Annotated in this window: 15 protein-coding genes, 1 tRNA gene and 2 pseudogenes; 8 read left to right on the top strand and 10 right to left on the bottom strand. The window is 70.1% G+C overall.

Features of this window, described 5'->3' with window-relative positions; genetic code table 11:
* Positions 1-77 precede the first annotated feature (77 nt).
* On the bottom strand, positions 78-2,822 hold the full coding sequence (gene polA / locus AC2CJA_RS09905) for a DNA polymerase I (RefSeq protein WP_484602289.1): 2,745 nt from the start codon (positions 2,820-2,822) through the stop codon (positions 78-80).
* Between the two features lie 92 nt (positions 2,823-2,914).
* On the opposite strand from polA, the gene AC2CJA_RS09900 reads away from it, so the two are divergent.
* Complete coding sequence (locus AC2CJA_RS09900; RefSeq protein WP_484602288.1) at positions 2,915-5,215, top strand: FdhF/YdeP family oxidoreductase; 2,301 nt, start codon at positions 2,915-2,917, stop codon at positions 5,213-5,215.
* A gap of 79 nt (positions 5,216-5,294) precedes the next feature.
* Positions 5,295-5,666 (top strand): annotated as a pseudogene (locus AC2CJA_RS09895) (PaaI family thioesterase); the annotation flags it as partial.
* Here AC2CJA_RS09895 and AC2CJA_RS09890 read toward each other — a convergent pair.
* The 6 genes from AC2CJA_RS09890 to AC2CJA_RS09865 all read right to left on the bottom strand — a co-directional run bounded on the left by AC2CJA_RS09890 (position 5,660) and on the right by AC2CJA_RS09865 (position 12,134).
* A complete protein-coding gene (locus AC2CJA_RS09890) occupies positions 5,660-6,424 on the bottom strand; it encodes an ABC transporter ATP-binding protein (RefSeq protein ID WP_484602287.1) in 765 nt (254 codons plus the stop codon). The pseudogene AC2CJA_RS09895 and the gene AC2CJA_RS09890 overlap by 7 nt on opposite strands.
* A complete protein-coding gene (locus tag AC2CJA_RS09885) occupies positions 6,421-7,332 on the bottom strand; it encodes an ABC transporter ATP-binding protein (protein WP_484602286.1) in 912 nt (303 codons plus the stop codon). The genes AC2CJA_RS09890 and AC2CJA_RS09885 overlap by 4 nt, the downstream gene beginning before the upstream one ends.
* Positions 7,329-8,729 (bottom strand): branched-chain amino acid ABC transporter permease, encoded by a 1,401-nt coding sequence (locus AC2CJA_RS09880; protein ID WP_484602285.1) that lies wholly within the window; start codon positions 8,727-8,729, stop codon positions 7,329-7,331. Before AC2CJA_RS09880 ends, AC2CJA_RS09885 begins: the two co-directional genes overlap by 4 nt.
* Positions 8,726-9,649 (bottom strand): branched-chain amino acid ABC transporter permease, encoded by a 924-nt coding sequence (locus AC2CJA_RS09875; protein WP_484602284.1) that lies wholly within the window; start codon positions 9,647-9,649, stop codon positions 8,726-8,728. The genes AC2CJA_RS09880 and AC2CJA_RS09875 overlap by 4 nt, the downstream gene beginning before the upstream one ends.
* A gap of 175 nt (positions 9,650-9,824) precedes the next feature.
* Positions 9,825-10,985, bottom strand: coding sequence for a branched-chain amino acid ABC transporter substrate-binding protein (locus AC2CJA_RS09870; RefSeq protein WP_484602283.1), 1,161 nt, complete (start codon positions 10,983-10,985; stop codon positions 9,825-9,827).
* Between the two features lie 468 nt (positions 10,986-11,453).
* Complete coding sequence (locus tag AC2CJA_RS09865) at positions 11,454-12,134, bottom strand: ANTAR domain-containing response regulator (protein WP_484602282.1); 681 nt, start codon at positions 12,132-12,134, stop codon at positions 11,454-11,456.
* A gap of 92 nt (positions 12,135-12,226) precedes the next feature.
* On the opposite strand from AC2CJA_RS09865, the gene AC2CJA_RS09860 reads away from it, so the two are divergent.
* Both AC2CJA_RS09860 and AC2CJA_RS09855 read left to right on the top strand, forming a co-directional pair.
* Positions 12,227-12,309 (top strand) — tRNA-Leu (locus AC2CJA_RS09860).
* Between the two features lie 88 nt (positions 12,310-12,397).
* Positions 12,398-13,186, top strand: a complete 789-nt coding sequence (locus AC2CJA_RS09855; RefSeq protein ID WP_484602281.1) for a helix-turn-helix domain-containing protein — start codon at positions 12,398-12,400, stop codon at positions 13,184-13,186.
* A 98-nt stretch (positions 13,187-13,284) separates the two neighbouring features.
* On the opposite strand, the gene pyk is transcribed toward AC2CJA_RS09855, so the two are convergent.
* Entirely contained in the window at positions 13,285-14,718 is a 1,434-nt protein-coding gene (pyk, locus tag AC2CJA_RS09850) for a pyruvate kinase (RefSeq protein ID WP_484602280.1), read from the bottom strand.
* 244 nt (positions 14,719-14,962) lie between these two features.
* Here pyk and AC2CJA_RS09845 point away from each other — a divergent pair, with 244 nt between their 5' ends.
* From AC2CJA_RS09845 to AC2CJA_RS09835, 3 genes are read left to right on the top strand one after another with little or no spacing between them, the layout of a single operon-like run.
* Positions 14,963-15,427, top strand: coding sequence for a hypothetical protein (locus tag AC2CJA_RS09845; RefSeq protein WP_484602279.1), 465 nt, complete (start codon positions 14,963-14,965; stop codon positions 15,425-15,427).
* Positions 15,428-15,455: 28 nt separating this feature from the next.
* The gene (locus AC2CJA_RS09840; RefSeq protein ID WP_484602278.1) at positions 15,456-17,774 is read left to right on the top strand and encodes a hypothetical protein; all 2,319 of its coding nucleotides are present in this window, start codon (positions 15,456-15,458) and stop codon (positions 17,772-17,774) included.
* Between the two features lie 56 nt (positions 17,775-17,830).
* Entirely contained in the window at positions 17,831-18,307 is a 477-nt protein-coding gene (locus AC2CJA_RS09835; RefSeq protein ID WP_484602277.1) for a hypothetical protein, read from the top strand.
* Between the two features lie 51 nt (positions 18,308-18,358).
* Here AC2CJA_RS09835 and pepN read toward each other — a convergent pair whose 3' ends face one another.
* Together pepN and AC2CJA_RS09825 are read right to left on the bottom strand one after the other, a co-directional pair.
* On the bottom strand, positions 18,359-20,875 hold the full coding sequence (gene pepN, locus AC2CJA_RS09830; RefSeq protein WP_484602276.1) for an aminopeptidase N: 2,517 nt from the start codon (positions 20,873-20,875) through the stop codon (positions 18,359-18,361).
* A gap of 100 nt (positions 20,876-20,975) precedes the next feature.
* On the bottom strand, positions 20,976-21,281 hold the full coding sequence (locus tag AC2CJA_RS09825) for a chorismate mutase (protein WP_484602275.1): 306 nt from the start codon (positions 21,279-21,281) through the stop codon (positions 20,976-20,978).
* A gap of 123 nt (positions 21,282-21,404) precedes the next feature.
* Here AC2CJA_RS09825 and AC2CJA_RS09820 point away from each other — a divergent pair.
* Positions 21,405-21,928 (top strand): annotated as a pseudogene (locus tag AC2CJA_RS09820) (PPOX class F420-dependent oxidoreductase); the annotation flags it as partial.

Genomic DNA, 21,928 nt, shown 5'->3' with positions numbered 1-21,928 from the left:
CCGGTCCCCCCCGGCCGCGGGGGCCCCCGCGGGCGCGGGAACGGGACCCGGGGCGCCACACGCCTTGCCCGACCGCCTCAGTGGGCGGCGTCCTCCCAGTTCTCGCCGGAGCCCACGGAGACGTCCAGCGGCGCCCTCAGCCGGGCGGCCCCGGCCATCTCACGGCGCACCGTTTCCTCCACCGCCTCCCGTTCGCCCGGAGCGACCTCCAGCACGATCTCGTCGTGCACCTGGAGCAGCATGCGCGAGCGCAGCTCCGCCTCGCCCAGCGCCCGGTCCACCTTCAGCATCGCGATCTTGACGATGTCCGCGGCGGTGCCCTGGATCGGGGCGTTGAGCGCCATCCGCTCGGCCATCTCGCGGCGCTGGCGGTTGTCGCTGTTGAGGTCGGGCAGGTAGCGGCGGCGGCCCAGGATGGTGGAGGTGTAACCGGTGGCCCGGGCATCCTCCACCACCCGGTGCAGGTAGTCGCGCACCCCGCCGAAACGCTCGAAGTAGGCGTCCATCAGCCTGCGTGCCTCGTCGGCGGTGATGCCGAGCTGCTGCGACAGGCCGAAGGCCGACAGCCCGTAGGCCAGCCCGTAGGACATGGCCTTGATCTTGCGGCGCATCTCCGGGTCCACCCGCTCCTTGGGGACACCGAAGACCTGGGAGGCGGCGGTGGTGTGCAGGTCCTCGCCGGAGGTGAACGCCTCGATCAGGCCCTCGTCCTCCGACAGGTGCGCCATGACCCGCAGTTCGATCTGGCTGTAGTCGGCCGTCAGCAGCGACTCGTAACCCTCGCCGACCACGAAGCCCCGCCGGATGGCCCGGCCCTCGTCGGTGCGCACCGGGATGTTCTGCAGGTTGGGGTCGGTCGAGGACAGCCGGCCGGTGGCGGCGACCGTCTGGTTGAACGTGGTGTGGATGCGGCCGTCGGCGGCGATCGTCTTGATCAGGCCCTCGACGGTGGTGCGCAGCTTGGACTGCTCACGGTAGCGCAGCATGACCACCGGCAGCTCGTGCTCGGTCTGCGTCGCCAGCCAGGTCAGCGCGTCGGCGTCCGTGGTGTAGCCGGTCTTGGTCCGCTTCGTCTTCGGCAGGCCCAGCTCGCCGAAGAGCACCTCCTGCAGCTGCTTGGGCGAGCCGAGGTTGAACTCGTGTCCCACCGCGGCGTGCGCCTCGCGCACCGCCTGCTGGACGGCCGCGGCGAACTGCTGCTCCATACGGCCCAGCCACTCGCGGTCCGCGGCGATGCCCGCCCGCTCCATCCGCGCCAGCAGGCCCGAGGTCGGCAGCTCGATGTCCTGGAGCAGACCGGACGCGCCGACCTCCGCCAGCCGTCCGGTCAGCGCTCCGCCCAGGTCCACGACGGTGCGGGCACGGGCCATCAGCGCGTCCGCCTCGGCCTCCTCGTCCGCGCCCAGCGCCAGTTGCCCGCTGCTCTCGGCGGGCCGGGCCGGCTCCCGGCCCAGGAACTCCACCGACAGCGCCTCCAGGGCGAACGAGCGGCGGCCCGGCTGCACCAGGTAGGCGGCCAGCGCGGTGTCGGTCGTGACACCGGCGACGCTCCAGCCGTGCTCGGCGAAGACCCGCATCACCGCCTTGGCGTCGTGCATCACCTTCGGCCGGTCCCCGTCGGCGATCCACGCCGCGAACGCCCGCTCGTCGGCCTCGTCCAGCCGGGCCGGGTCGAACCACACGGCCGGGCCCCGTCCGGTGGCCAGGGCGATCTCGGCGACGCCGCCCGAGCCCAGCTTCCAGCTGTCGACGGTGGCCACGCCCAGCGGATCGGCTCCAAAGGCGGCGTGCTCGGCCAGCCAGGGGGCCAGCTCCCCCGCGCCGGCGACCACACCGTCGACCTCCACGCCGTCCGCCGGGGCCGCCTCCTCCCGGCCGGACGCGCCCGGGTCGACCGCGTACAACCGGTCGCGGAAGCCGGTGTTGCGGAACTCCAGGGCGTCCAGCACCACATCCAGCGCCCCCCGGTCGTACGGCGCCCGCACCAGGTCCGACGGGCCGGCCGGCAGCTCCACGTCGCACACCAGCGCCGTCAGCCGCCGGTTGAGCCGGACGCTGTCCAGATGGTCGCGCAGCTTCTCCCCGACCTTGCCCTTGACCTCGTCGGCGCGCTCCAGCAGCTCGGCCAGGGAGCCGAACTGCCTGATCCACTTCGCGGCCGTCTTCTCGCCCACCCCGGGAATACCGGGCAGGTTGTCCGACGGGTCGCCGCGCAGGGCCGCGAAATCCGGGTACTGCTCGGGGGTCAGGCCGTACTTCTCCTCCACCTTCCCGGGGGTGAAACGGGTCAGCTCCGACACACCCCGCGTGGGGTACAGCACCGTCGTCGCGTCGTTGACGAGCTGGAAGGAGTCGCGGTCGCCGGTGACGATCGAGACGTGGAACCCCTCGGCCACCGCCTGCGTGGCCAGGGTGGCGATGACGTCGTCCGCCTCGAAGCCCTCCACCGCGAACCGCCGCACGCCCATCGCGTCCAGCAGTTCGCCGATCAGCTCCACCTGCCCCTTGAAGCCCTCCGGCGACTTGGAGCGGTTCGCCTTGTACTCGGTGAACTCCTCGGTCCGCCAGGTCGTGCGCGACACGTCGAAGGCGACCGCCAGATGGGTGGGGTCCTCGTCACGCAGCGTGTTCGCCAGCATCGAGGCGAACCCGTAGATCGCATTCGTCGGCTGCCCGGTGGTGGTGGAGAAGTTCTCCTCGGGCAGAGCGAAGAACGCTCGGTAGGCGAGGGAGTGCCCGTCCAGCAGGAGCAGACGCCTGTCCTGGGGCTCGGGCGGATCGGAGGAGTTCGCTGCGGTCGCTTTCGATGCATTCTTGGCCACGCACCGATCCTGCCACGCACCACCGACACCGGTTCACGGGCCGTCCTGGAGCCACTGTCGCGTCCCGGTGGAGCGTGGCAGGATCTGCGGCCATGAAGCGCAAGCCGCCCGCCGTTGATCCCGTCCAGGACGCCCCCCGGGTCGGTCCCCCGCGCCGCCGTGCCGCCGGTCTGCCCGCCGTCGCCCGGTCCCTGCGCGCGGCCGGGGAGCAGATGGGGGTGCGGCGCACCGCGCTGACCCTGCTGAGGGTCAACCAGGAGGACGGCTTCGACTGCCCCGGCTGCGCCTGGCCCGAGCCGGAGCGGCGGCACACCGCGGAGTTCTGCGAGAACGGCGCCAAGGCCGTCGCCGAGGAGGCCACGCTGCGACGGGTGACCCCCGCGTTCTTCGCCGAGCACCCCGTGGCCGACCTGGCGGCGCGCTCCGGGTACTGGCTGGGGCAGCAGGGCCGCCTCACCCGTCCGATGTACCTGGCCGAGGGATCCGGCCGCTACGAGCCGATCGGCTGGGACGAGGCCCTCGACATCGTCGCCGGCGAACTGCGCGCCCTGGACTCGCCCGACGAGGCCGTCTTCTACACCTCCGGCCGCACGAGCAACGAGGCCGCCTTCCTCTACCAGCTCCTCGCCCGCTGCCTGGGCACCAACAACCTGCCCGACTGCTCCAACCTGTGCCACGAGTCCTCCGGCGCCGCCCTGACCGAGACCCTCGGCGTCGGCAAGGGCAGCGTGCTCCTGGAAGACCTCCACCACGCCGACCTGATCATCGTCGCCGGGCAGAACCCGGGCACCAACCATCCGCGCATGCTCTCCGCGCTGGAGAGGGCCAAGCGGGGCGGCGCGCGGATCATCACCGTCAACCCGCTGCCCGAGGCCGGCCTGGAGCGGTTCGGCAACCCGCAGACCCTGCGCGGCCTGGCCGGCCCCGGCACGCCGCTGACCGACCTGTTCCTGCAGATCCGCATCGGCGGCGACCAGGCGCTCTTCCGCGAACTGTGCCGCCGGGTGCTGGAGGCCGAGGACGGGGTGGACCAGGCATTCGTCCGCGAACACACCCACGGTTACGAGGAGTTCGCCGCCGCGGCCCGAGCCGCCGACCCCACCGACGTGCTGCGCGCCACCGGGCTCGCCCCGGCCGACATCGACCGCGCCGCCGAACTGGTGCTGGCCTCAAAGCGCACCGTGGTGTGCTGGGCCATGGGCCTGACCCAGCACCGGCACGCCGTGCCCACCATCCGCGAGATCGTCAACCTCCTGCTGCTGCGCGGCGCCGTCGGCCGCCCCGGCGCCGGGGTCTGCCCGGTGCGCGGCCACAGCAACGTCCAGGGCGACCGCACCATGGGCATCGTCGAGAAGCCCTCCGAGGCCCTGCTGGACGCGATGGAGGCGGAGTTCGGCGTCCCCATGCCGCGCGAGCACGGCCTGGACGTGGTGAACGCCGTCCGCGCCCTGCGGGACGGGAGGGCGAAGGTGTTCTTCGCCCTCGGCGGCAACTTCGTCGCCGCCTCCCCCGACACCGAGGTGACCGAGGCCGCGATGCGGCGGGCGCGGCTGACCGTGCACGTGTCCACCAAGCTCAACCGCTCCCACTGCGTCACCGGCACCCGCGCCCTGATCCTGCCCGTTCTCGGCCGCACCGAGCGCGACGTACAGGCATCGGGTGAGCAGTTCGTCACCGTCGAGGACTCCATGGGCGTCGTCCACGCCTCCCGCGGACGCCTCGCCCCCGCGAGCGAGCACCTGCTGTCCGAGCCCGCCGTCGTCTGCCGGCTGGCCCGCCGCGCCCTGGGCCCCGCCCACCCCGTGCCCTGGGAGGAGTTCGAGGCCGACTACGCCGCGATCCGCGACCGCATCGCCCGCACCGTCCCCGGCTTCGCCGACTTCAACGCACGCGTCGCCCGCCCCGGCGGCTTCACCCTGCCCCACGCCCCGCGCGACGAGCGCCGCTTCCCCACCGCCACCGGCAGGGCCAACTTCACCGCCGCGCCGCTGACCTGGCCGCACCTGCCACCCGGCCGCCTGCTGCTGCAGACCCTGCGCTCCCACGACCAGTACAACACCACCGTCTACGGCCTCGACGACCACTACCGCGGCATCGAGGGGGGCCGCCGCGTGGTCCTCGTCCACCCCGGCGACGCCGCGGACCTGGGCCTGCCCGACGGCTCCTACGCCGACCTGACCAGCGAGTGGGACGACGGCCGCGAGCGCACCGCCCCCGGCTTCCGCGTCGTCCACTACCCCACCGCCCGCGGCTGCGCCGCCGCCTACTTCCCCGAGACCAACGTCCTGGTCCCCCTCGACGCCACCGCCGAGACCAGCAACACCCCCGCCAGCAAGTCCGTGGTGATCCGCCTCACCCCCGCCCCGGGACCCGCCGGCTCCTCTGATAAGTAAGACGGTGTAGAACACACCCATCACCCGCCGCACGGCCGTGCCCCACCGGCCCCGGCACGACGATCGGAGCCGCGCGCCCATGGGCGAGCCGACCAGTACCGTCTTCCCCCAGGAGATCCTCGACCAGTGGGCCGGGCTCGGCATCGACCTGCCCGCCCTGTTCTCCGCCGGACGCCTCGGCGAGCGCATGGGCCTGGTCATCACCCACGCCGCACCCCACAAGGTCGTCGGCACCCTCCCCGTCGAGGGCAACACCCAGCCCTACGGACTGCTGCACGGCGGCGCCTCCGCCGTGCTGGCCGAGACCCTCGGCTCCGTCGGCGCCATGCTCCACGGCGGCCCCACCAGGATCGCCGTCGGCGTGGACCTCAACTGCACCCACCACCGCGGGCTGACCTCCGGCACCGTCACCGGCACCGCCGCCGTACTCGATGAGGGGAGCTGTCAGGCGCCCTCGCCCAGATAGGCCGCCCGCACCCGCGGGTCCGACAGCAGCCCGGACGCCTCGCCCTCCATCGCCACCGCACCGGTCTCCAGCACATAGCCGCGGTCGGCCATCTTGAGCGCCTGGGCGGCGTTCTGCTCCACCAGCAGCACCGTGGTGCCCTGCTCGTTGATCTCCTTGACGATCTCGAAGATCTGCTGGACGATCAGCGGCGCCAGGCCCATCGACGGCTCGTCCAGCAGCAGCACCTCCGGCTTGCCCATCAGAGCGCGGCCGATCGCCAGCATCTGCTGCTCACCGCCCGACAGCGTCCCGCCCAGCTGGCTCTTGCGCTCCCCCAGCCTCGGGAAAAGCGTGAACACCCGGTCCATGTCGGCCTTGTCCACCGACTTGAACCGGTACGCCCCCATCTGGAGGTTCTCCCGGACCGTCATCCTCGGGAACACCCCGCGCCCCTCGGGCACATGGCCGATGCCGAAGTGGACCAGATCGTGCGACTTGATGCCGTCGATCCGCTCCCCGTGCAGCAGCACCTGCCCCTCGCGCGGCGCGATCATCCCCGACGCCGTCCGCAGCGTGGTCGTCTTGCCCGCGCCGTTGGCGCCGAGCAGCGCGACCACCTCCCCGCGGCGGACCGTGAGGTTGACGCCCTTGAGCGCCTCGATGGCGCCGTAGAACACCCGCAGATCACGCAGCTCCAGCACCACCGGGGCGGCCGGCTCGCCGCCCTGCGGCTCCTTCTTCAGATCCGTGGTGACGCTCACTTACGCTCCTCGATGTCCCGCTGCGGCGTCGTCCCGGCCCCGGTCCCGGCGTCCTCCGGCGCGGCGTCCCCGGACGCCGCGCCCAGATACGCCTCGATCACCGCCGGATCCCGCTGCACCTGCGACGGGGCCCCCTCGGCGATCTTCTTGCCGAAGTTGAGCACCATCACCCGGTCCGCCACCGACATCACCAGCCGCATGTCGTGCTCGATCAGCAGCACGCTCACGCCCAGCTCGGTGTTGATCCGCCGGATCAGCTCCTCCAGCTCCAGCTTCTCGGTCGGGTTGGTGCCCGCCGCCGGCTCGTCCAGCAGCAGCACCTGGGGATCCGTCGCCAGCGCCCGCGCGATCTCCAGCCGCCGCTGGTCGCCGTAGCTCAGCGACCCCGCCAGCTCGTTCATCTTCCCCAGCAGACCGACGTACGACAGCACCTCGTGCGCCCGGCGGTCGCTGGCCCGCTCGGCCTTACGCGCGTTCGGCAGCCCCAGCATGATCGACACCGGGCCGGCCTTCAGCCGCGTCTCCGCCGCGATCTTGACGTTCTCCAGTGCCGTCAGCGCCCCGAACAGCCGGATGTTCTGGAACGTACGCGCCAGACCCCACTGGCTGACCACATGCGGCTTGGCGCCGAGCAGCGAGTGCTCGCCGCCCTCGCGCGGACGGAAGACGATCCGACCCTCCTGCGGCACGTACGCGCCCGTCAGCGAGTTGAACAGCGACGTCTTGCCCGCGCCGTTGGGCCCGATGACCGCCAGCACCTCACCGCGCCGCATCCGCAGCTCGACGTTGTCCAGACTGGTCAGGCCGCCGAACCGCAGCGTCACGCCCGACGTCTCCAGCACCAGCTCACCGGCGCCGGCCGAACCGCCCGCCGGCCCCTGCTCCTTCTTCACCGTCTCGGTGGTCACGGCTGCCTGCCTTCCGCCGGGCCGGTCGCGTCGGCTCCGCCGACCCCCGCCTCCGCCATCCGCAGTTCGCGCTTGCGGCGGCGGGAGGGCAGCACGCCCTGCGGCCGGTAGATCATCATGATGACGAGGAGAGCGCCCAGGTACATGTAGCGGTCCTTGGGATCCACCCACTCGCGCAGGTACTCCGGCAGCCACACCAGGAACGCGGCACCGAACAGCACCCCGGGGATCGACCCCATGCCGCCGAAGATGACGTAGGCCAGCACCAGGATCGACAGCAGGATCGCGAAGTTCTCCGGGTTGAAGTACCCGGCCTTGCTCGCGTACGCCACCCCGGCCACGCCGGAGGTCGACGCGCCGATCGCGAACGCCATCAGCTTGTAGCGCACCGTGGGCACACCCGTGGCCGCCGCGGCCACCTCGTCCTCGCGGATCGCCGTCCACGCCCGGCCCACCTTGGAGTGCTCCAGTCGCAGGAACAGGAAGATGGCCAGCACGATGAAGGCCACCAGCAGCCAGTAGTACGGCATCGGGTCCAGCTTCCACTCGTAGGAGAAGAAGCCCACATCGACGCTGAACCGCTCGACCTTCACACCCCGCGCGCCCTCCGTCACCCCGTCGGCGTTCTTCGCCATCAGGTAGACGATCTCGTGGAAGCCCAGCGTCACGATCGCCAGGTAGTCGCCCCGCAGCCGCAGCGTCGGAGCGCCCAGGATCACCCCCGCCACCAGACAGGTCAGCACCGCGATCGGCAGCACCAGGAAGTTGTTCAGCGCCACCGGCGGCTGGACCGGCAGCGCTCCCGTCCAGTACGCCGCGCTGTACGCGCCGATCGCGAAGAACGCGATGAAGCCCAGGTCCAGCAGACCCGCCCAGCCGATCACCACGTTCAGACCGATCGCCAGCAGCACGAAGATCGCGATCTGGTCCACCAGCACCTGCTGCCAGTACCGCTCGACCCCCAGCGGCCCGAACACCACCAGCGCCAGCACGGCCGTCAGCACGCCCATACGGACCCGCCTGTCGGCCGACCACACCTGCCGGGCCCGCTCCAGCGGGCCGGCGGAGACCTTCCTCGTGCCCTCCACCGCACGGGAGGTCTGGTCGGTGAGGAACTCCCGCACCGCCCAGACCGCCACCGCGATCGCCAGCCAGATCCACAGACCGACACCGGTGAAGTCCTCGCGCAGCGCCAGGAACAGATCCTGGGTGGTGCCCTCCTCGCCCGTCATCAGCCTGAGCGTCACCGCCAGCGCCAGCAGTGCCCCCAGCCGCCGCCAGCGCGGCTCCTGGTACCAGCGCACCCTTCGCAGCCGGGCCGCCGCCGACAGCGGCGCCGTGACGCTCTTCGGCGGGTCCTGCCCGGCCCCGTTCGCAGTCGAGGTCTTGATGCTCACGCCGTCCTCCCCACACGCTCGCCGAGGATGCCGGTCGGACGGACCATCAGCACCAGCACCAGCACCACGAAGGCGCCGACGTAACGCCAGTCATCCCCCCACAGGCCCACCGTCATGGTCTCCACCACGCCCAGCACCAGACCGCCCAGCATCGCGCCGCGCACATTGCCGATGCCACCCAGCACCGCCGCGGCGAAGGCCGTGATACCGGGCAGGAAGCCCATCGTGTACCAGACCTGGCTGTTGGTGCCGAACAGGAAGCCGGCCGCACCGCCCAGCAGACCGCCGAGCACGAACGTCCGGGACACCACCTTGTCGATGTCCACGCCCATCAGCGACGCGACCTCCGGGTCCTGCGCCACCGCACGGATGCCCGAACCCATCTTCGTACGGTTCACCACGTAGTCCAGGCCGACCATCATCGCCACCGCCGACACCAGGATCAGCACCTGCGTGACCGTCAGCTCGGCGCCGAAGACGCTCAGCACCTTCTTGTTCTCGTACATCGACGGCATCGGCAGCGGGTTGCGGCCGAACAGCTTGCCCGCCAGGTTGTACAGGAAGAACGAGGCGCCGATCGCGGTGATCAGGAACACCAGGCGCGGCGCGCGGTGCCTGCGCAACGGCCGGTACGCCACCCGTTCCAGACCGAAGGCCACCGCACCGCCCAGCGCCGCGCCCGCCAGCATGCCGATCAGGACGTAGGCGACCGAGCCCGTGCCGGAGGGCGTCGACTCGGGGATCAGGGCGGTCAGGGCCAGCAGGCCGCCGTAACCGCCGAACATGAAGACCTCGCTGTGCGCGAAGTTCAGAAGCTGGAGCACGCCGTACACCAGCGTGTAGCCGATGGCGATGACGGCGTAGAGACTGCCGAGCACCACCCCTAGGACGAGGAAGTCCCAGAACTCACTGAGGGACATCGAACTGTCTTCCTTGTGGGAATGTGCCGCCCGGCCGTGCGTTCAGCACTCGGGGAACGGGCGGCGCGAGGATCACGGAGGCGGACGCCCGGCACGAAGGCGGTGCCCGCCGGTGTCACGCCGGCCGGCGCGGGAGCGAACCCACCGCGCCGGCCGGCCGGAAGCGCAGGCCGGTTCAGCCGGCCAGCTCGTCGATGCTGCCCTGGTACTCGATGCCCTCGCCCTTGACCTGGTACAGGTAGATGGTCTGGTTGGTGAACTCACCCTTGTCGTCGAAGGAGAACTCCTTCGTCAGACCCTTGTACTTCGCCGCGCGCAGAGCGTCCACCAGCGCCTGGCGCTCGACACCGCCGTCCTCGTGGAGCTTCTTGATCTCCTCGATGATCATCATCGCGGCGTCGTACGACTCGGCCGAGTACGTGCCCGGAGCCTGCTTGAACTCCTTCTCGTAGTCCGCGGCGAACTTCTTCGTCGCGTCCTCCTCGGTGGCGTCCGTGCACGGGCAGGTCAGCAGCCAGCCGTCCGAGGCGTCACCCGCCAGCTGTATGAACTGCGCGTCGTTGGTGCCGTCACCCGACATCGCCACACCGTCGAAGCCCGCCTCCTTGAGCTTCTTGGCGAACGGGCCCGCGTCCTGGTAGTAGCCCGCGTAGATCAGGGCGTCCGGCTTGTTCTTCGTGACGTTCTTCGCCGCGGCGCTGTAGTCCGGCGTCTTCTGCGGAACGCTCTGACGCACCACCTCGACACCGGCGGCCTTCAGGTCCTTCTCCGCGACGTCCGCCAGACCGATGCCGTAGTCGGTCTTGTCGTCGACCACCACGACCTTCTCGGCCTTGGCCTCGTCCGCCAGGTACTTCGCCATCCCGGCGCCCTGGGCGCTGTCGTTCGGCACCGCGCGCAGGAACGTCTCGTAGCCCTTGGTCGTCAGGTCCGGACGCGTCGCCGACGACGACAGCGCCACCAGGCCCGCGGACCCGTAGATCTCGGCGGCGGTGTCCGCCGGGCCCGAGAACGCCGGGCCGATCACCGCGACGACGTCCTCGTCGTCGATCGCCTTCTGCGCGGCGGTGGTCGCCTTGTCCGGCAGACCCTGGTCGTCGACCGGCACGTACTCGACCTCGAACCCGAGGTCGCCCTCGGCGTTCGCCTGGTCGATCGCCAGCTTGATGCCGTTCTCCATGTTCTGGCCGAGCTGCACGTTGTCGCCGGAGAGCGGGCCCTGGAAGGCGATCTTGTACGCGTCGCCGCTGCCGCTGTCCCCTCCGCCGCAACCGGTCAGCGCGAGCGCGCCGACGGCCATGGGAATGGCCAGCTTGACGATGGTCTTGTTGAGCACGTGGAACCCCCTGGAGCCTGCTCAGATCACGACGATCGCCGTACCGTTCCGGCGTCGCGGTCCGCACGTACGTACGTGCGGCGTGGCCCGGAATCTATTGCCCCAGAAGCAGACCAGATAGGTGAGAGCGGCAGATGTGATCTCCCTGTGACCTGTGCCATGCGCCGGAAACAGAACACTCCTTACCGGAGAACGGACAGAAAGGGAAAGATCATCAGGGGTCGGACTCGTGAGTTCCCGGACCACGGACGGCGAATCCCCGCCACCGCCGCACCCCGCCCGCGACCGCGCACGGCCCGTACGAGGATCCGGAATCCCCCGTCACCCCGCCAAAGCTCCCGGTCAAGGCCCCCGGCCCACGCGGATCCGGCCCCGGCGAAGACCGGCCGTCGGCGGGAACCGGCCGCTCCCGCCGGCGACCTCCCTCCGCTTCGCGCCGGGACCGCTTCCCGCGGCCCCGCACGGGCGTCACCGCTGCTGCTTCTTCTCCTCGGCGTCCTGGATCACGGCCTCGGCCACCTGCCGCATCGACAGCCGGCGGTCCATCGAGGTCTTCTGGATCCACCGGAACGCGGCCGGCTCGGTCAGCCCGTACTGCGTCTGCAGCACCCCCTTGGCCCGGTCCACCAGCTTCCGCGTCTCCAGCCGCTGCGCCAGGTCGGCGACCTCCCGGCTCAGCACCTTCATCTCGTTGAACCGCGACACCGCCATCTCGATGGCGGGCACCACATCGCTCTTGCTGAACGGCTTCACCAGATACGCCATCGCACCCGCGTCCCGCGCCCGCTCCACCAGCTCGCGCTGCGAGAACGCGGTCAGCATCAGCACCGGGGCGATCGACTCCTCGGCGATCCTCTCGGCCGCCGAGATCCCGTCGAGCACGGGCATCTTCACATCCATGATCACCAGATCCGGCCGGTGCTCCCGCGCCAGGTCCACGGCCCTCTGCCCGTCCCCGGCCTCGCCGACGACGGTGTACCCCTCCTCCTCCAGCATCTCCTTGAGGTCCAGGCGGATCAGCGCCTCGTCCTCGGCGATGACGACCCGCGTCGTCTCCGGAGGCACGTGCGCCCGCTCGCCGGCCGCGCCGGCCGTGCTGTCGGCGCCGCCGTCGGCGCTGATGGGCTCAGGGGTGTCCGCGGTGCTCACTGGGCTCCTCGTTTTCCGGCCAGGTCGGACTTATGAGGGTACCCAGCTGATGGAGCGGCCCGTCACCCGGTACACTCGCGGAGCGACACCCCGCCGGGTTGATGGAAGGGAAGACATGATCGCCTCAAAAGCGATTGCCCGAAAGGGCGTGCGGGTTCGAATCCCGCACCCGGCACTTTTCTCCTCATAAGCGGAGCTTCACGTTCTCGTGAAATTCAGCCGCCAGCCCCTTGCAGCCAGGTTTTTTCACGCACAGTAGTTGCATGGAACTTCACGGCACCGAGATTCGCCAGGAAGCTCTCGACCTCATCAGGGGCGGCGCAAGGAATGCCGAGGTCGCCCGCACGCTGAACGTTCCCGCCGGGACCGTCAGCTACTGGCTGCACATGGAACGTGCCAGGCAGGGGAAACTACCGGGAAAGCATTCCCCTACCTGTCCCCGCTGCGACGGACGAGACCTCGACAAGAGTGCCTACGCCTACCTTCTCGGCCTTTACCTGGGAGACGGCCATATCATCCAGTACTCCGCCCACCGAGTACCGAACCTGATGATCGCCTGCTCGGATGACTGGCCTGGGTTGATGGATGCCTGTGAGGCCGCAATGCGGAGAGTGCTCCCAGACAACTCCGTATGCCGTGTCCGCAGAAGCGGCTGCCACAACGTGAAGGTCTACTCTCGGTATCTCTGGTGCCTCTTCCCGCAACACGGCCGGGGCAAAAAACACGAACGGCCGATCCTGCTCGAACCCTGGCAGCAAAAGATCGTCGACGAACACCCCTGGGAGTTGGTTCGGGGCTTGCTCCATGCCGACGGGTGCCGCATCACCAACTGGACGGTCAGGCTCGTGGGAGGCGAACGCAAGCGTTACGAGTACCCGCGATACTTCTTCGCCAACAAGTCACAGGATATCGTGCGCATCTACGTGGAGGCCCTTGAGAAGGTCGGGGTCGAATGGAAGATGACATACCGACGCTCGGGTGTGTGCAACGTCTCCGTCGCCCGCCGGGCGTCCGTGGCGCTGATGGACGCGCACATCGGGCCGAAGCACTGAAAGGCGGGACGGGGGAGGCCCCGCCCGCCGCTGGCGCGAGGCGGCGGCCGGGGCCTCCCGGTTCGAGGGGGCGGCCGGTCCGGCCGCCCGGAGCCCGGTCAGCGGCCGGGGTGCCCGTCGCCGATGCGGTGGACGCGGACCATGTTGGTGGTGCCGGGGACACCGGGCGGGGAGCCGGCGGTGATGATCACCTTGTCGCCCCTGGCGCAGCGCCCCATCTCCAGCAGCCGCTCGTCGACCTGCTCCACCATCTCGTCGGTGCTGCTCACGGTGGGCCCGAGGAAGGTCTCCACGCCCCAGGTGAGGTTGAGCTGGGCGCGGGTGGCCGGGTCGGGGGTGAAGGCGAGGACGGGGATGGGTGAGCGGTAGCGGGACAAGCGGCGGACGGTGTCGCCGGACTGGGTGAAGGCGACGAGGTACTCGGCACCGAGGAAGTCGCCCATCTCGGCCGCGGCGCGGGCCACGGCGCCGCCCCGGGTACGTGGTTTGGCGCTCTCGGCGAGCGGACGCAGTCCCTGGGAGAGCATGTCCTCCTCGGCCGCGGCGACGATGCGGCCCATGGTCCTGACGGTCTCGGCCGGGTGGTTGCCGACACTGGTCTCGCCGGAGAGCATCACGGCGTCGGTGCCGTCCATGACGGCGTTGGCGACGTCGGAGGCCTCGGCGCGGGTGGGCCGGGAGGAGCCGATCATCGAGTCGAGCATCTGGGTGGCGACGATGACCGGTTTGGCGTTGCGCCGGGCGAGGGCGACGGCGCGTTTCTGCACCAGGGGGACGGTTTCCAGGGGCATCTCGACGCCGAGGTCGCCGCGGGCGACCATGAGGCCGTCGAAGGCTGCGACGATCTCGGGCAGGTTCTCCACCGCCTGGGGTTTCTCGATCTTGGCGATGACGGGGAGGTGGCGGTCCTCCTCCTTCATGACGCGGTGGACGTCGGCGATGTCGCGTGCGCTGCGGACGAAGGAGAGGGCTATGAGGTCCACACCGGCGCGCAGTGCCCAGCGCAGGTCGTCGATGTCCTTGCCGGAGAGGGCGGGTACGGAGACGGCGACGCCGGGGAGGTTGAGGCCCTTGTGGTCGGAGACCATGCCGCCTTCGGTGACCTCGGTGCGGATGCGGGGACCGTCGACGGCGGTCACCCTCAGGCCGACGCGGCCGTCGTCGACGAGGATGAGTTCGCCGGGTGCGACGTCGGCGGCGAGTCCTTCGTAGGTGGTGCCGCACTGCTCGCGGTCGCCCTCGACGTCCTCGGTGGTGATGGTGAACTCGTCGCCGCGTTCGAGGAGTACGGGGCCTTCGCGGAATCGTCCGAGCCGGATCTTCGGGCCTTGAAGGTCGGCGAGGACGCCGACACCGCGGCCGGTCTCCTCGGACGCTCGGCGCACGCGACGGTGGCGCTCCTCGTGCTCGGCGTGGGTGCCGTGGCTGAGGTTGAGGCGGGCCACGTCCATTCCGGCTTCGACGAGGGATTTGATCTGCTCGTACGAATCGGTGGCGGGGCCCAGTGTGCAGACGATTTTCGCGCGGCGCATGGCAACGAGCCTATGACTTACCCGCGGGTAGGGAACTGTGGGAAGGGAACTGTTCAACGACCGTTCCATATAAGGCCGTTAACAACTTGCGAAATGGGCGGGAGATCGCTCGGACGAGCGTTTCCGTTTTCTGCGGCGGCATGCGACGGCGTACGCGGGCCCGCGCTCAGGGCCACCACTCACACCCACTCCCTTCTGTTATCGTCTGGTCACGCAGTGAATCGACCGACTCGGGGGAGGGCGTGTGTCGTTCGACGAGGAGTGGTCCGCTCTGGTGGCGAAGGCCTCGGAGCGGGGCGGTGCCGGGACGCGGCTGAACGAGGCCGGCCCCGGTGATGGCGGGGGCGGGGGCGGGGGCGACGGGCATGATCTGTCGGCCGCCCAGGACGAGTTGGGGGCCATCGGGCACGACGCCCATGTGCTGTTCGGACGGTTGCGCAGGGACGGCGACATCGCCCGCGGGTCCAGCGGCGGCGCCGCCACCGCTCTGAAGAACGCCAACTTCACGCTGGGCGAGGAGCTCGGCATCACTGTCGGGGTGTGGGACTCCCAGCTCAGGACGTTGCTGCAGTCCTGCGCGCACATCTCCAACCACCTCGACTACAGCGCGAAGTCCTACGCCAGGCAGGACAAGGAGATCGAGGCGCGGATGCGGCGCCGCGACGGCTCGGCCATGCCGGTGTCGGAGATCGAGCGCTACTACAGGTGAGCACGGAGGGGACGGGGGAAGCGGCACCATGGCCAAGCTGACCTTCACCGATCTGTACGGGGTCTCCTTCTCCGGCCTGTCGGGGGCGGTGTCGGACTGGGAGTCGGTGGTCACCGGACTGGACGAGCTGGCGGACGACGCCCGCACCGGTATGGCCGCCAAGGCCGAGAAGGCCGACTGGAAGGGCGAGAACGCCTCCGTCACCAAGCCGTTCGTCCGCAGGACGGCCAGGGAGTTCGGTGACGCGGCGGCACAGGCCAGGAGCATCAGGAACGTCCTCAGGGACGCGCACGCGGATCTGAAGTCCGTCCAGGCCGACCTGATCAAGGAGGTCGAGGGCGGCCGTGAGCAGGGCATCCGGGTGAGGGACAACGGCGACGGGACCGTGGGGTTCTCCCTCGACCGCCAGCCGGACAACGGCGCCCCCTCCGAGGAGCAGCGCCGGGCGGGCAAGGATCTGGCGGCCCGGATCGACCGGCTGATCGCGCGGGCCGAGGAGATCGACGACCTGGCGGCTCGGGCGCTGAAGAGGGTCCACGGCGGCGATTCCCACAACTTCGGGCACGTCCAGTACAGCTCCCTGGACGAGGCGGAGGCCGAGCGCGCCGTGGAGCTGGCGAAGCTGGGGCCGGACATGTCGGATGCCCAGTACCGCGAGTTCAACGGTCTGGTGGGCGCGAACGCCGAGGACCCGGAGTTCTCCGCGGCCTTCTACAAGGGGCTGGGCGGCCCCGAGGAAGCTCTGCGGTTCTACGCCCGGATGTCGCTCGACGGCACTCTGGGGGACGGGGAGGAGAACGAGGAGCGGCTGGCGCTGTCCCGGGACCTCCAGCGGAACATGGGCATCGCGCTGGCCACCGCCACCGACCCGGACAACAAGACGCACCTGCCGGCCAGTTGGGGCGAGGAGTTCCGCAGGCTCGGCACCCGGCAGATCGAGCTGGAGCCGGGCCCGTTCGGTCCCCGGCCGTACGGCTACCAGGTTCTCGGTGGGCTCGTGCGCTACGGGGACTACGACGCGGACTTCCTCACCCCGGTCGCGGAGCACATCACCCAGCTCCACCACGACGAGCCCATGCGGTTCACGTCGAACAGACCGGCGGGCATGGGCGATGCGGACCTCGGCTACAACCCGTCCGGCAAGGGCGGGGCGGGCTACGACCCGCTGACGAGCGTGCTGGAGGCACTGGGGCACAGCCCGGAGGCCGCGGAGAGGTTCTTCACGGGTGATCCGGTGGTGTACCGGGAGGACGGCACCGTCGACAAGGGTGCCGAGCTGGGTTACCAGTACTTCGACGAGTTCCTCGGGGAGGACTTCGAGTGGCCGCCGGACACCCTGGCGAAGCCGGGCACGGCCGGATCGGAGGATGTCCTCGAGTACGGGCCGAACGCGTTGGGGCACGCCCTGGAGGCGGCGGCGACCGGGCGCGCGTACGACAGTCAGTCGACGGAGCCGGTCAAGCACACCTCGGAGCGCGCGGAGTTCACCGAGCGTCTGGTGGCGCACTTCGGCGAGCATCCCGAGTTGATCCGCCACAACGAGAACCTGAAGGACGAGAAGTTCGAGGATCTCAAGTCCGGCCCTCTTCATGTGCTGCGGGACAGCCTGGGCAACATCGCGGCGGAGTACATCGGCGATTTCCAGCGCTCGATGTACGGGGACTCCCCCGCGTCGGACGGCTTCCCGGTCAACGGTGTTCCCGCGGTCTTCGAGAACACCAGCCATGTGGTGAGCTTCCTCGGCGAGGTGGGGCAGGATCCGGACGCGTATGCCGCGATCACCAGTGCTCAGCAGTCGTACACGACGCTGATGGTGGACAAGGTGTTCGACGGGGTCTTCAGCGGGGAGGACAAATCGGAGGTCTCCCTGGAGCAGAAGGTGAGCAGCGCGGTCGCCCCAGGTGCCGTGATGGCGGGCATCATGAGCGATGCCCGTGCCGACGCCGTTCACGACTACAACACAGCGGCCGCCAAGGACTTCAACGAGGCCGCGGGTGACAAGGGCAAGTGGGCCACCCGCACCGTTGAACTGGGCACGTCACTCCTCCCGGAGCGGGTCCCGGTGGTGGGTGAGGTCATCAACTGGCTGGCCGAGGACATCACGGAGAGCGTGGTGAAGAGCGCCGAGAAGGACGCCAACAAAGTTGGCGATAACGGCATGCGGGACTATTCCAACGGACGTGACGCAGCGGTTGATTCCGCCATGGCAGCCGTTGCGCGTGCAGCACGAGATCACCCGGAAGTAAATAGCGCCACTCTTGAAAGCCTAAAGAGGGCAGCTCGCGACCAGACGGGAAGCAGCCACAGCGAAGGGGCTAATTTGAGGTCTTCCGGTGATGCATCGTGAATATACCCCCTCTTCGAGCCATTGGCGTTACCGCTGCCGCGACTGCGGTCATGTGTTTGTCGATAACTGCCTGCGAAGAAGAGAAGGAGGGTCGCAAATATAAAATTCCCGAAACGCTGTGCGATGTAGCTGTGGAACCGGACAAGCTAGCGCCTTTCTTGCCACCAGGGAAGGAAATCAAACTGAACGAGGAGGGTAACGAAGACTTCAGGAAAGTGTGCAGCGCTTCGGTAGACGGAGAAGTAGCCTTCGAGGTGAAGCGGGAGTGGTGGGAAAGTGGATGGTCGACCAGGCGCTTCGCCGTCGTCCACGCCTACGTGAGGCCCGACCATCAAACAGCCGATGAAAAATATGTGTACTCAAATGACAGCGGCCTCAGCGTGATGCGCTGTGCCCCCAAAAGAGACAATCAAGATCTCTTCATCGCGGTCAAGTCAAGTGAGAACACGGCCGATGAGGAGGCCATGCTTGAATTCCTTATCGAGTACCGAAAAGTTCTGATGAAACGCACTCCCTGCGATGAGATGAAGTGAAACAGGGTTGCTGCGGGTGGGGCCGCCTGGCTGCGGCCCCACCCACCCGCGTCAGTGCGCCGCGCGCACGCGCAACGCGCGGGCGAGGTCGTCGAGTTCGTCGGCGAGGGAGCGTCGCAGGGCGGGGACGGGGGAGTCGTCGGCCAGGCGCCGCTGTCCCAGTGCCAGGGTGTCGGCGTCGGTGAAGGGGCGGGGGAAGCCGTGCCGTCCCAGTGCCTGGGCGATGGCGGGGCCGCGGCGGGCGGCGAGGGTGGGGGCCTGTTCGAAGTAGCGGGGTACGTAGTCGCGCAGCAGGTCGCACTGCTCCGCGTGCCAGAAGCCCTGGAAGGTGGCTTTGAGCAGGTAGTTGGAGAGGGTGTCGGCCTCGTCGAACAGGGTCTGCCAGGCGGCCTCCTTGGCGGCGGGGTCGGGCAGGGCGGCACGGCAGCGTGCGGCGCCCTCGGTGCCGGTGGCGCTGGGGTCGGCGTCGTGCGCGGCGCCGATGTCGGAGGTGTTCACGGCGCCGAGGACGGCGAGGCGGTGCAGGAGACGCCAGCGCAGTTCGTGGTCGAGGGGGCGTCCGCCGGGGAGGGTGCCGGTGGTCCACCAGTGGTGGAGTTCGCCGGGAGTGGTGGCGCTGTCGATGGCGGCGCGTACGGCGGTCAGGTGCGCTCCCCCGTCGCGTCCGCCGCCGTCCGGTTCGCTCTCCAGCAGGGCGCGGGCGAGGTCGGTGAGGGTTTCCAGGGCGGTGGTGCGCTGCCCGGGCGGCAGGTAGCGGTCGGCGATCTCGTTCCGGGCGAAGTGCAGGACGCCGGCGAGGACGGCGTTGTCCCTCTCGCGGGGCAGGTGGGCGCGTGCGGTGTCCAGGTAGTCGGCGGGCGGCAGCAGGCCGTCGCGGACCATGTCGCGGGCGGCGTTCCAGACGGTGGCGCGGGTGAGGGGGTCGGGCAGGTGGGACAGGGCGCGTCGCACGGTGTGCCAGGAGCCCGTGTCCAGGCGGACCTTGGCGTAGGTGAGGTCGCGGTCGTTGAGGAGGACGAGGTCGGGGCGGGGGCCGTGGGCGGTGAGGGTGTGACCGCCGTCGGCGGGGATGTCGGCGGTGAGGGGTTCGCGGGGTGTCAGGCGGTCTTCCGCCCCGGTGCCGTCGAGGTCGTAGAGGCCGATGGTGAGGCGGTGGGGGCGGTCGCCCGTGTGGGTGGTCTCCAGGTGCCAGTGGCGGGCGTCGGTGGTGACGCGGGGGGTGAGGGTGTCGGCGCCGGTGGTGCGCAGCCAGCGGTCGGCCCAGGCGTGGACGTCGCGGCCGGAGGCGCGGGCGAGGGAGTCGAGGAGGTCGGCGAGGGTGGCGTTGCCGAAGCGATGGCGGGCGAAGTGGTCGTTGATGCCGGCGAGAAAGGCCTTCTCACCGAGCCAGGTGACCAGTTGGCGCAGCGCGGAGGCGCCCTTGGCGTAGGAGATGCCGTCGAAGTTGAGCAGTGCGGTGGCGGTGTCGGGCACCGCTTCGGGTTCGGGGGCGACGGGGTGGGTGGAGGGGCGCTGGTCGGCGTCGTAGCCCCAGGACTTGCGGTCGACGGCGAACTCGGTCCAGGTGGCGGTGAAGCGGGTGGCGTCGGCGAGGACCTGGTAGCCCATGTACTCGGCGAAGGACTCGTTGAGCCAGATGTCGTCCCACCAGCGCAGGGTGACCAGGTCGCCGAACCACATGTGGGCCATCTCGTGGGCGATGGTCACGGCGCGGGTCTGGAGCTGGGTTTCGGTGACGGCGGAGCGGTGGATGTACTCGTCGCGGAGGGTGACCAGTCCGGGGTTCTCCATGGCACCGGCGTTGAACTCGGGGACGAATGCCTGGTCGTAGGAGTCGAAGGGGTAGGGCTCGTCGAAGATCTCGTGGTAGCGGTCGAAGCAGGCGCGGGTGATGTCGAGCAGTTCCTGCGCGTCGTCGTCGAGGTGGCTGCCGAGGGACTGGCGTACGTGCAGGCCGAAGGGGATTCCGGCGTGCTCGGTGCGCACCGAGTGCCAGGGGCCGGCGGCCAGTGCCATGAAGTAGGTGCTCAGCGGTGGGGTGGTGGCGCACTCCCAGCGGCCGGGCTCCCCTTCCACGCGCCGGGCGGCGCCGTTGCCGAGGACGGTCCACTCCTCGGGGGCTGTGGCGGTGACGGTGAAGGGGGCTTTGAGGTCGGGCTGGTCGAAGGCGGCGAAGACGCGGGGGGCCTCGGTCTGGAAGCACATGGTGTAGAGGTAGGTGCGGCCGTCGGCGGGGTCGGTGAAGCGGTGCATTCCTTCGCCGGTGCGCGAGTAGGCCATGTCGGCCTCGATGCGCAGTTCGTGTTCACCCGTGTTCAGGCCGGTCAGCGGCAGGCGCCCGTCGGTGAGGGAGGCGGGGTCGAGTGCGTTCCCGTCGAGGGCGGCCCGGTGGAGGGTGTGGGGCCGCACCTCGACGAAGGTGTCGCCCGCTTCGCGGGTGGTGAAGCGGACGGTGGTGGTGGAGCCGAAGACCTCCTCTCCCCGGGTCAGGTCGAGGTCGACGGTGTAGTGCTGGACGTCGATGAGCCGGGCTCGGCTCCGCGCCTCTTCTCGGGTCAGTGCGGGCATGGCGTTCATGCTGCCGTATCGGCCGGGCGGGGCGCACCGGGTGCCCCGTGCCGTGCGTTCCGGCCGGAGCCGCGTGACCAGAGCCGCGTGACCGGGGCGGTCAGGAGCGGGCGATGGTCTCGTGGTGGCGGATGACCTCGGCGATGATGAAGTTCAGCAGCTTCTCGGCGAAGGCCGGGTCGAGCTTGGCGCTCTCGGCGAGGGAGCGCAGCCGGGCGATCTGCTGGGCCTCGCGGGCGGGGTCGGCCGGGGGCAGCCGGTGTTCGGCCTTGAGCCGGCCGACCTGCTGGGTGCACTTGAAGCGCTCGGCGAGCATGTGCACCACGGCGGCGTCGATGTTGTCGATGCTGTCGCGCAGGCGGGTGAGCTCTGCCTGCACCGACGGGTCGATCTCGCTGTTCGTCATGGTCACCGACTCTATGCGTTGTCGGCTTCCCCTCCCCGCCCGGTCCGGTGGGCGGATACGGGCCGCGTGCGGCGCGGCGTGCTGGGGTGCGGCGCCCCGGATGGCGCGGCGCAGGCTCGGGCCATGAGCCCTTCCATCGCCACCAACACCCGTGTCCCCGTGTCGGACTCGGGGAACTGCTGGACTTCGCGCGTCCCCGGCACCGGGCGGTGCTGCTCACCCGCCGTGCCGACGGCTCTCCGCAGGGGTCGCCGGTGTCGTGCGGGGTGGACGGCGCGGGGCGGATCGTGGTCTCGACGTGTCCCGGGCGCGCCAAGACGCGCAACGCGCGCCGTGATCCGGCCGTGAGCGTGATCGTGCTGTCGGAGGACTTCGGCGGTCCGTGGGCGCAGGTGGACGGCGCCGCCGAGGTGCTGGACGTGCCCGGGGCGGTGGAGCCGCTGGTGGAGTACCACCGGGCGATCGCGGGCGAGCACCCGGACTGGGACGAGTACCGCGAGGCGATGGTGCGGCAGGGCAAGTCGCTGCCGCGGATCACTCCGGTGCGCTGGGGTCCGGTGGCCACGGGGGTCCCCGGCCCGCCTGGCGGGGGGTGGCCGACCGGTGCGCGGACGTGCCGCGGCGCCGGCCCCCGGTCGGGGAGGGGG

The organism is Streptomyces sp. ATLC9 (assembly GCF_057196705.1).
The sequence above is the reverse complement of the archived record's forward strand: the minus strand, read 5'-3'. Positions and strand labels throughout refer to the sequence as shown.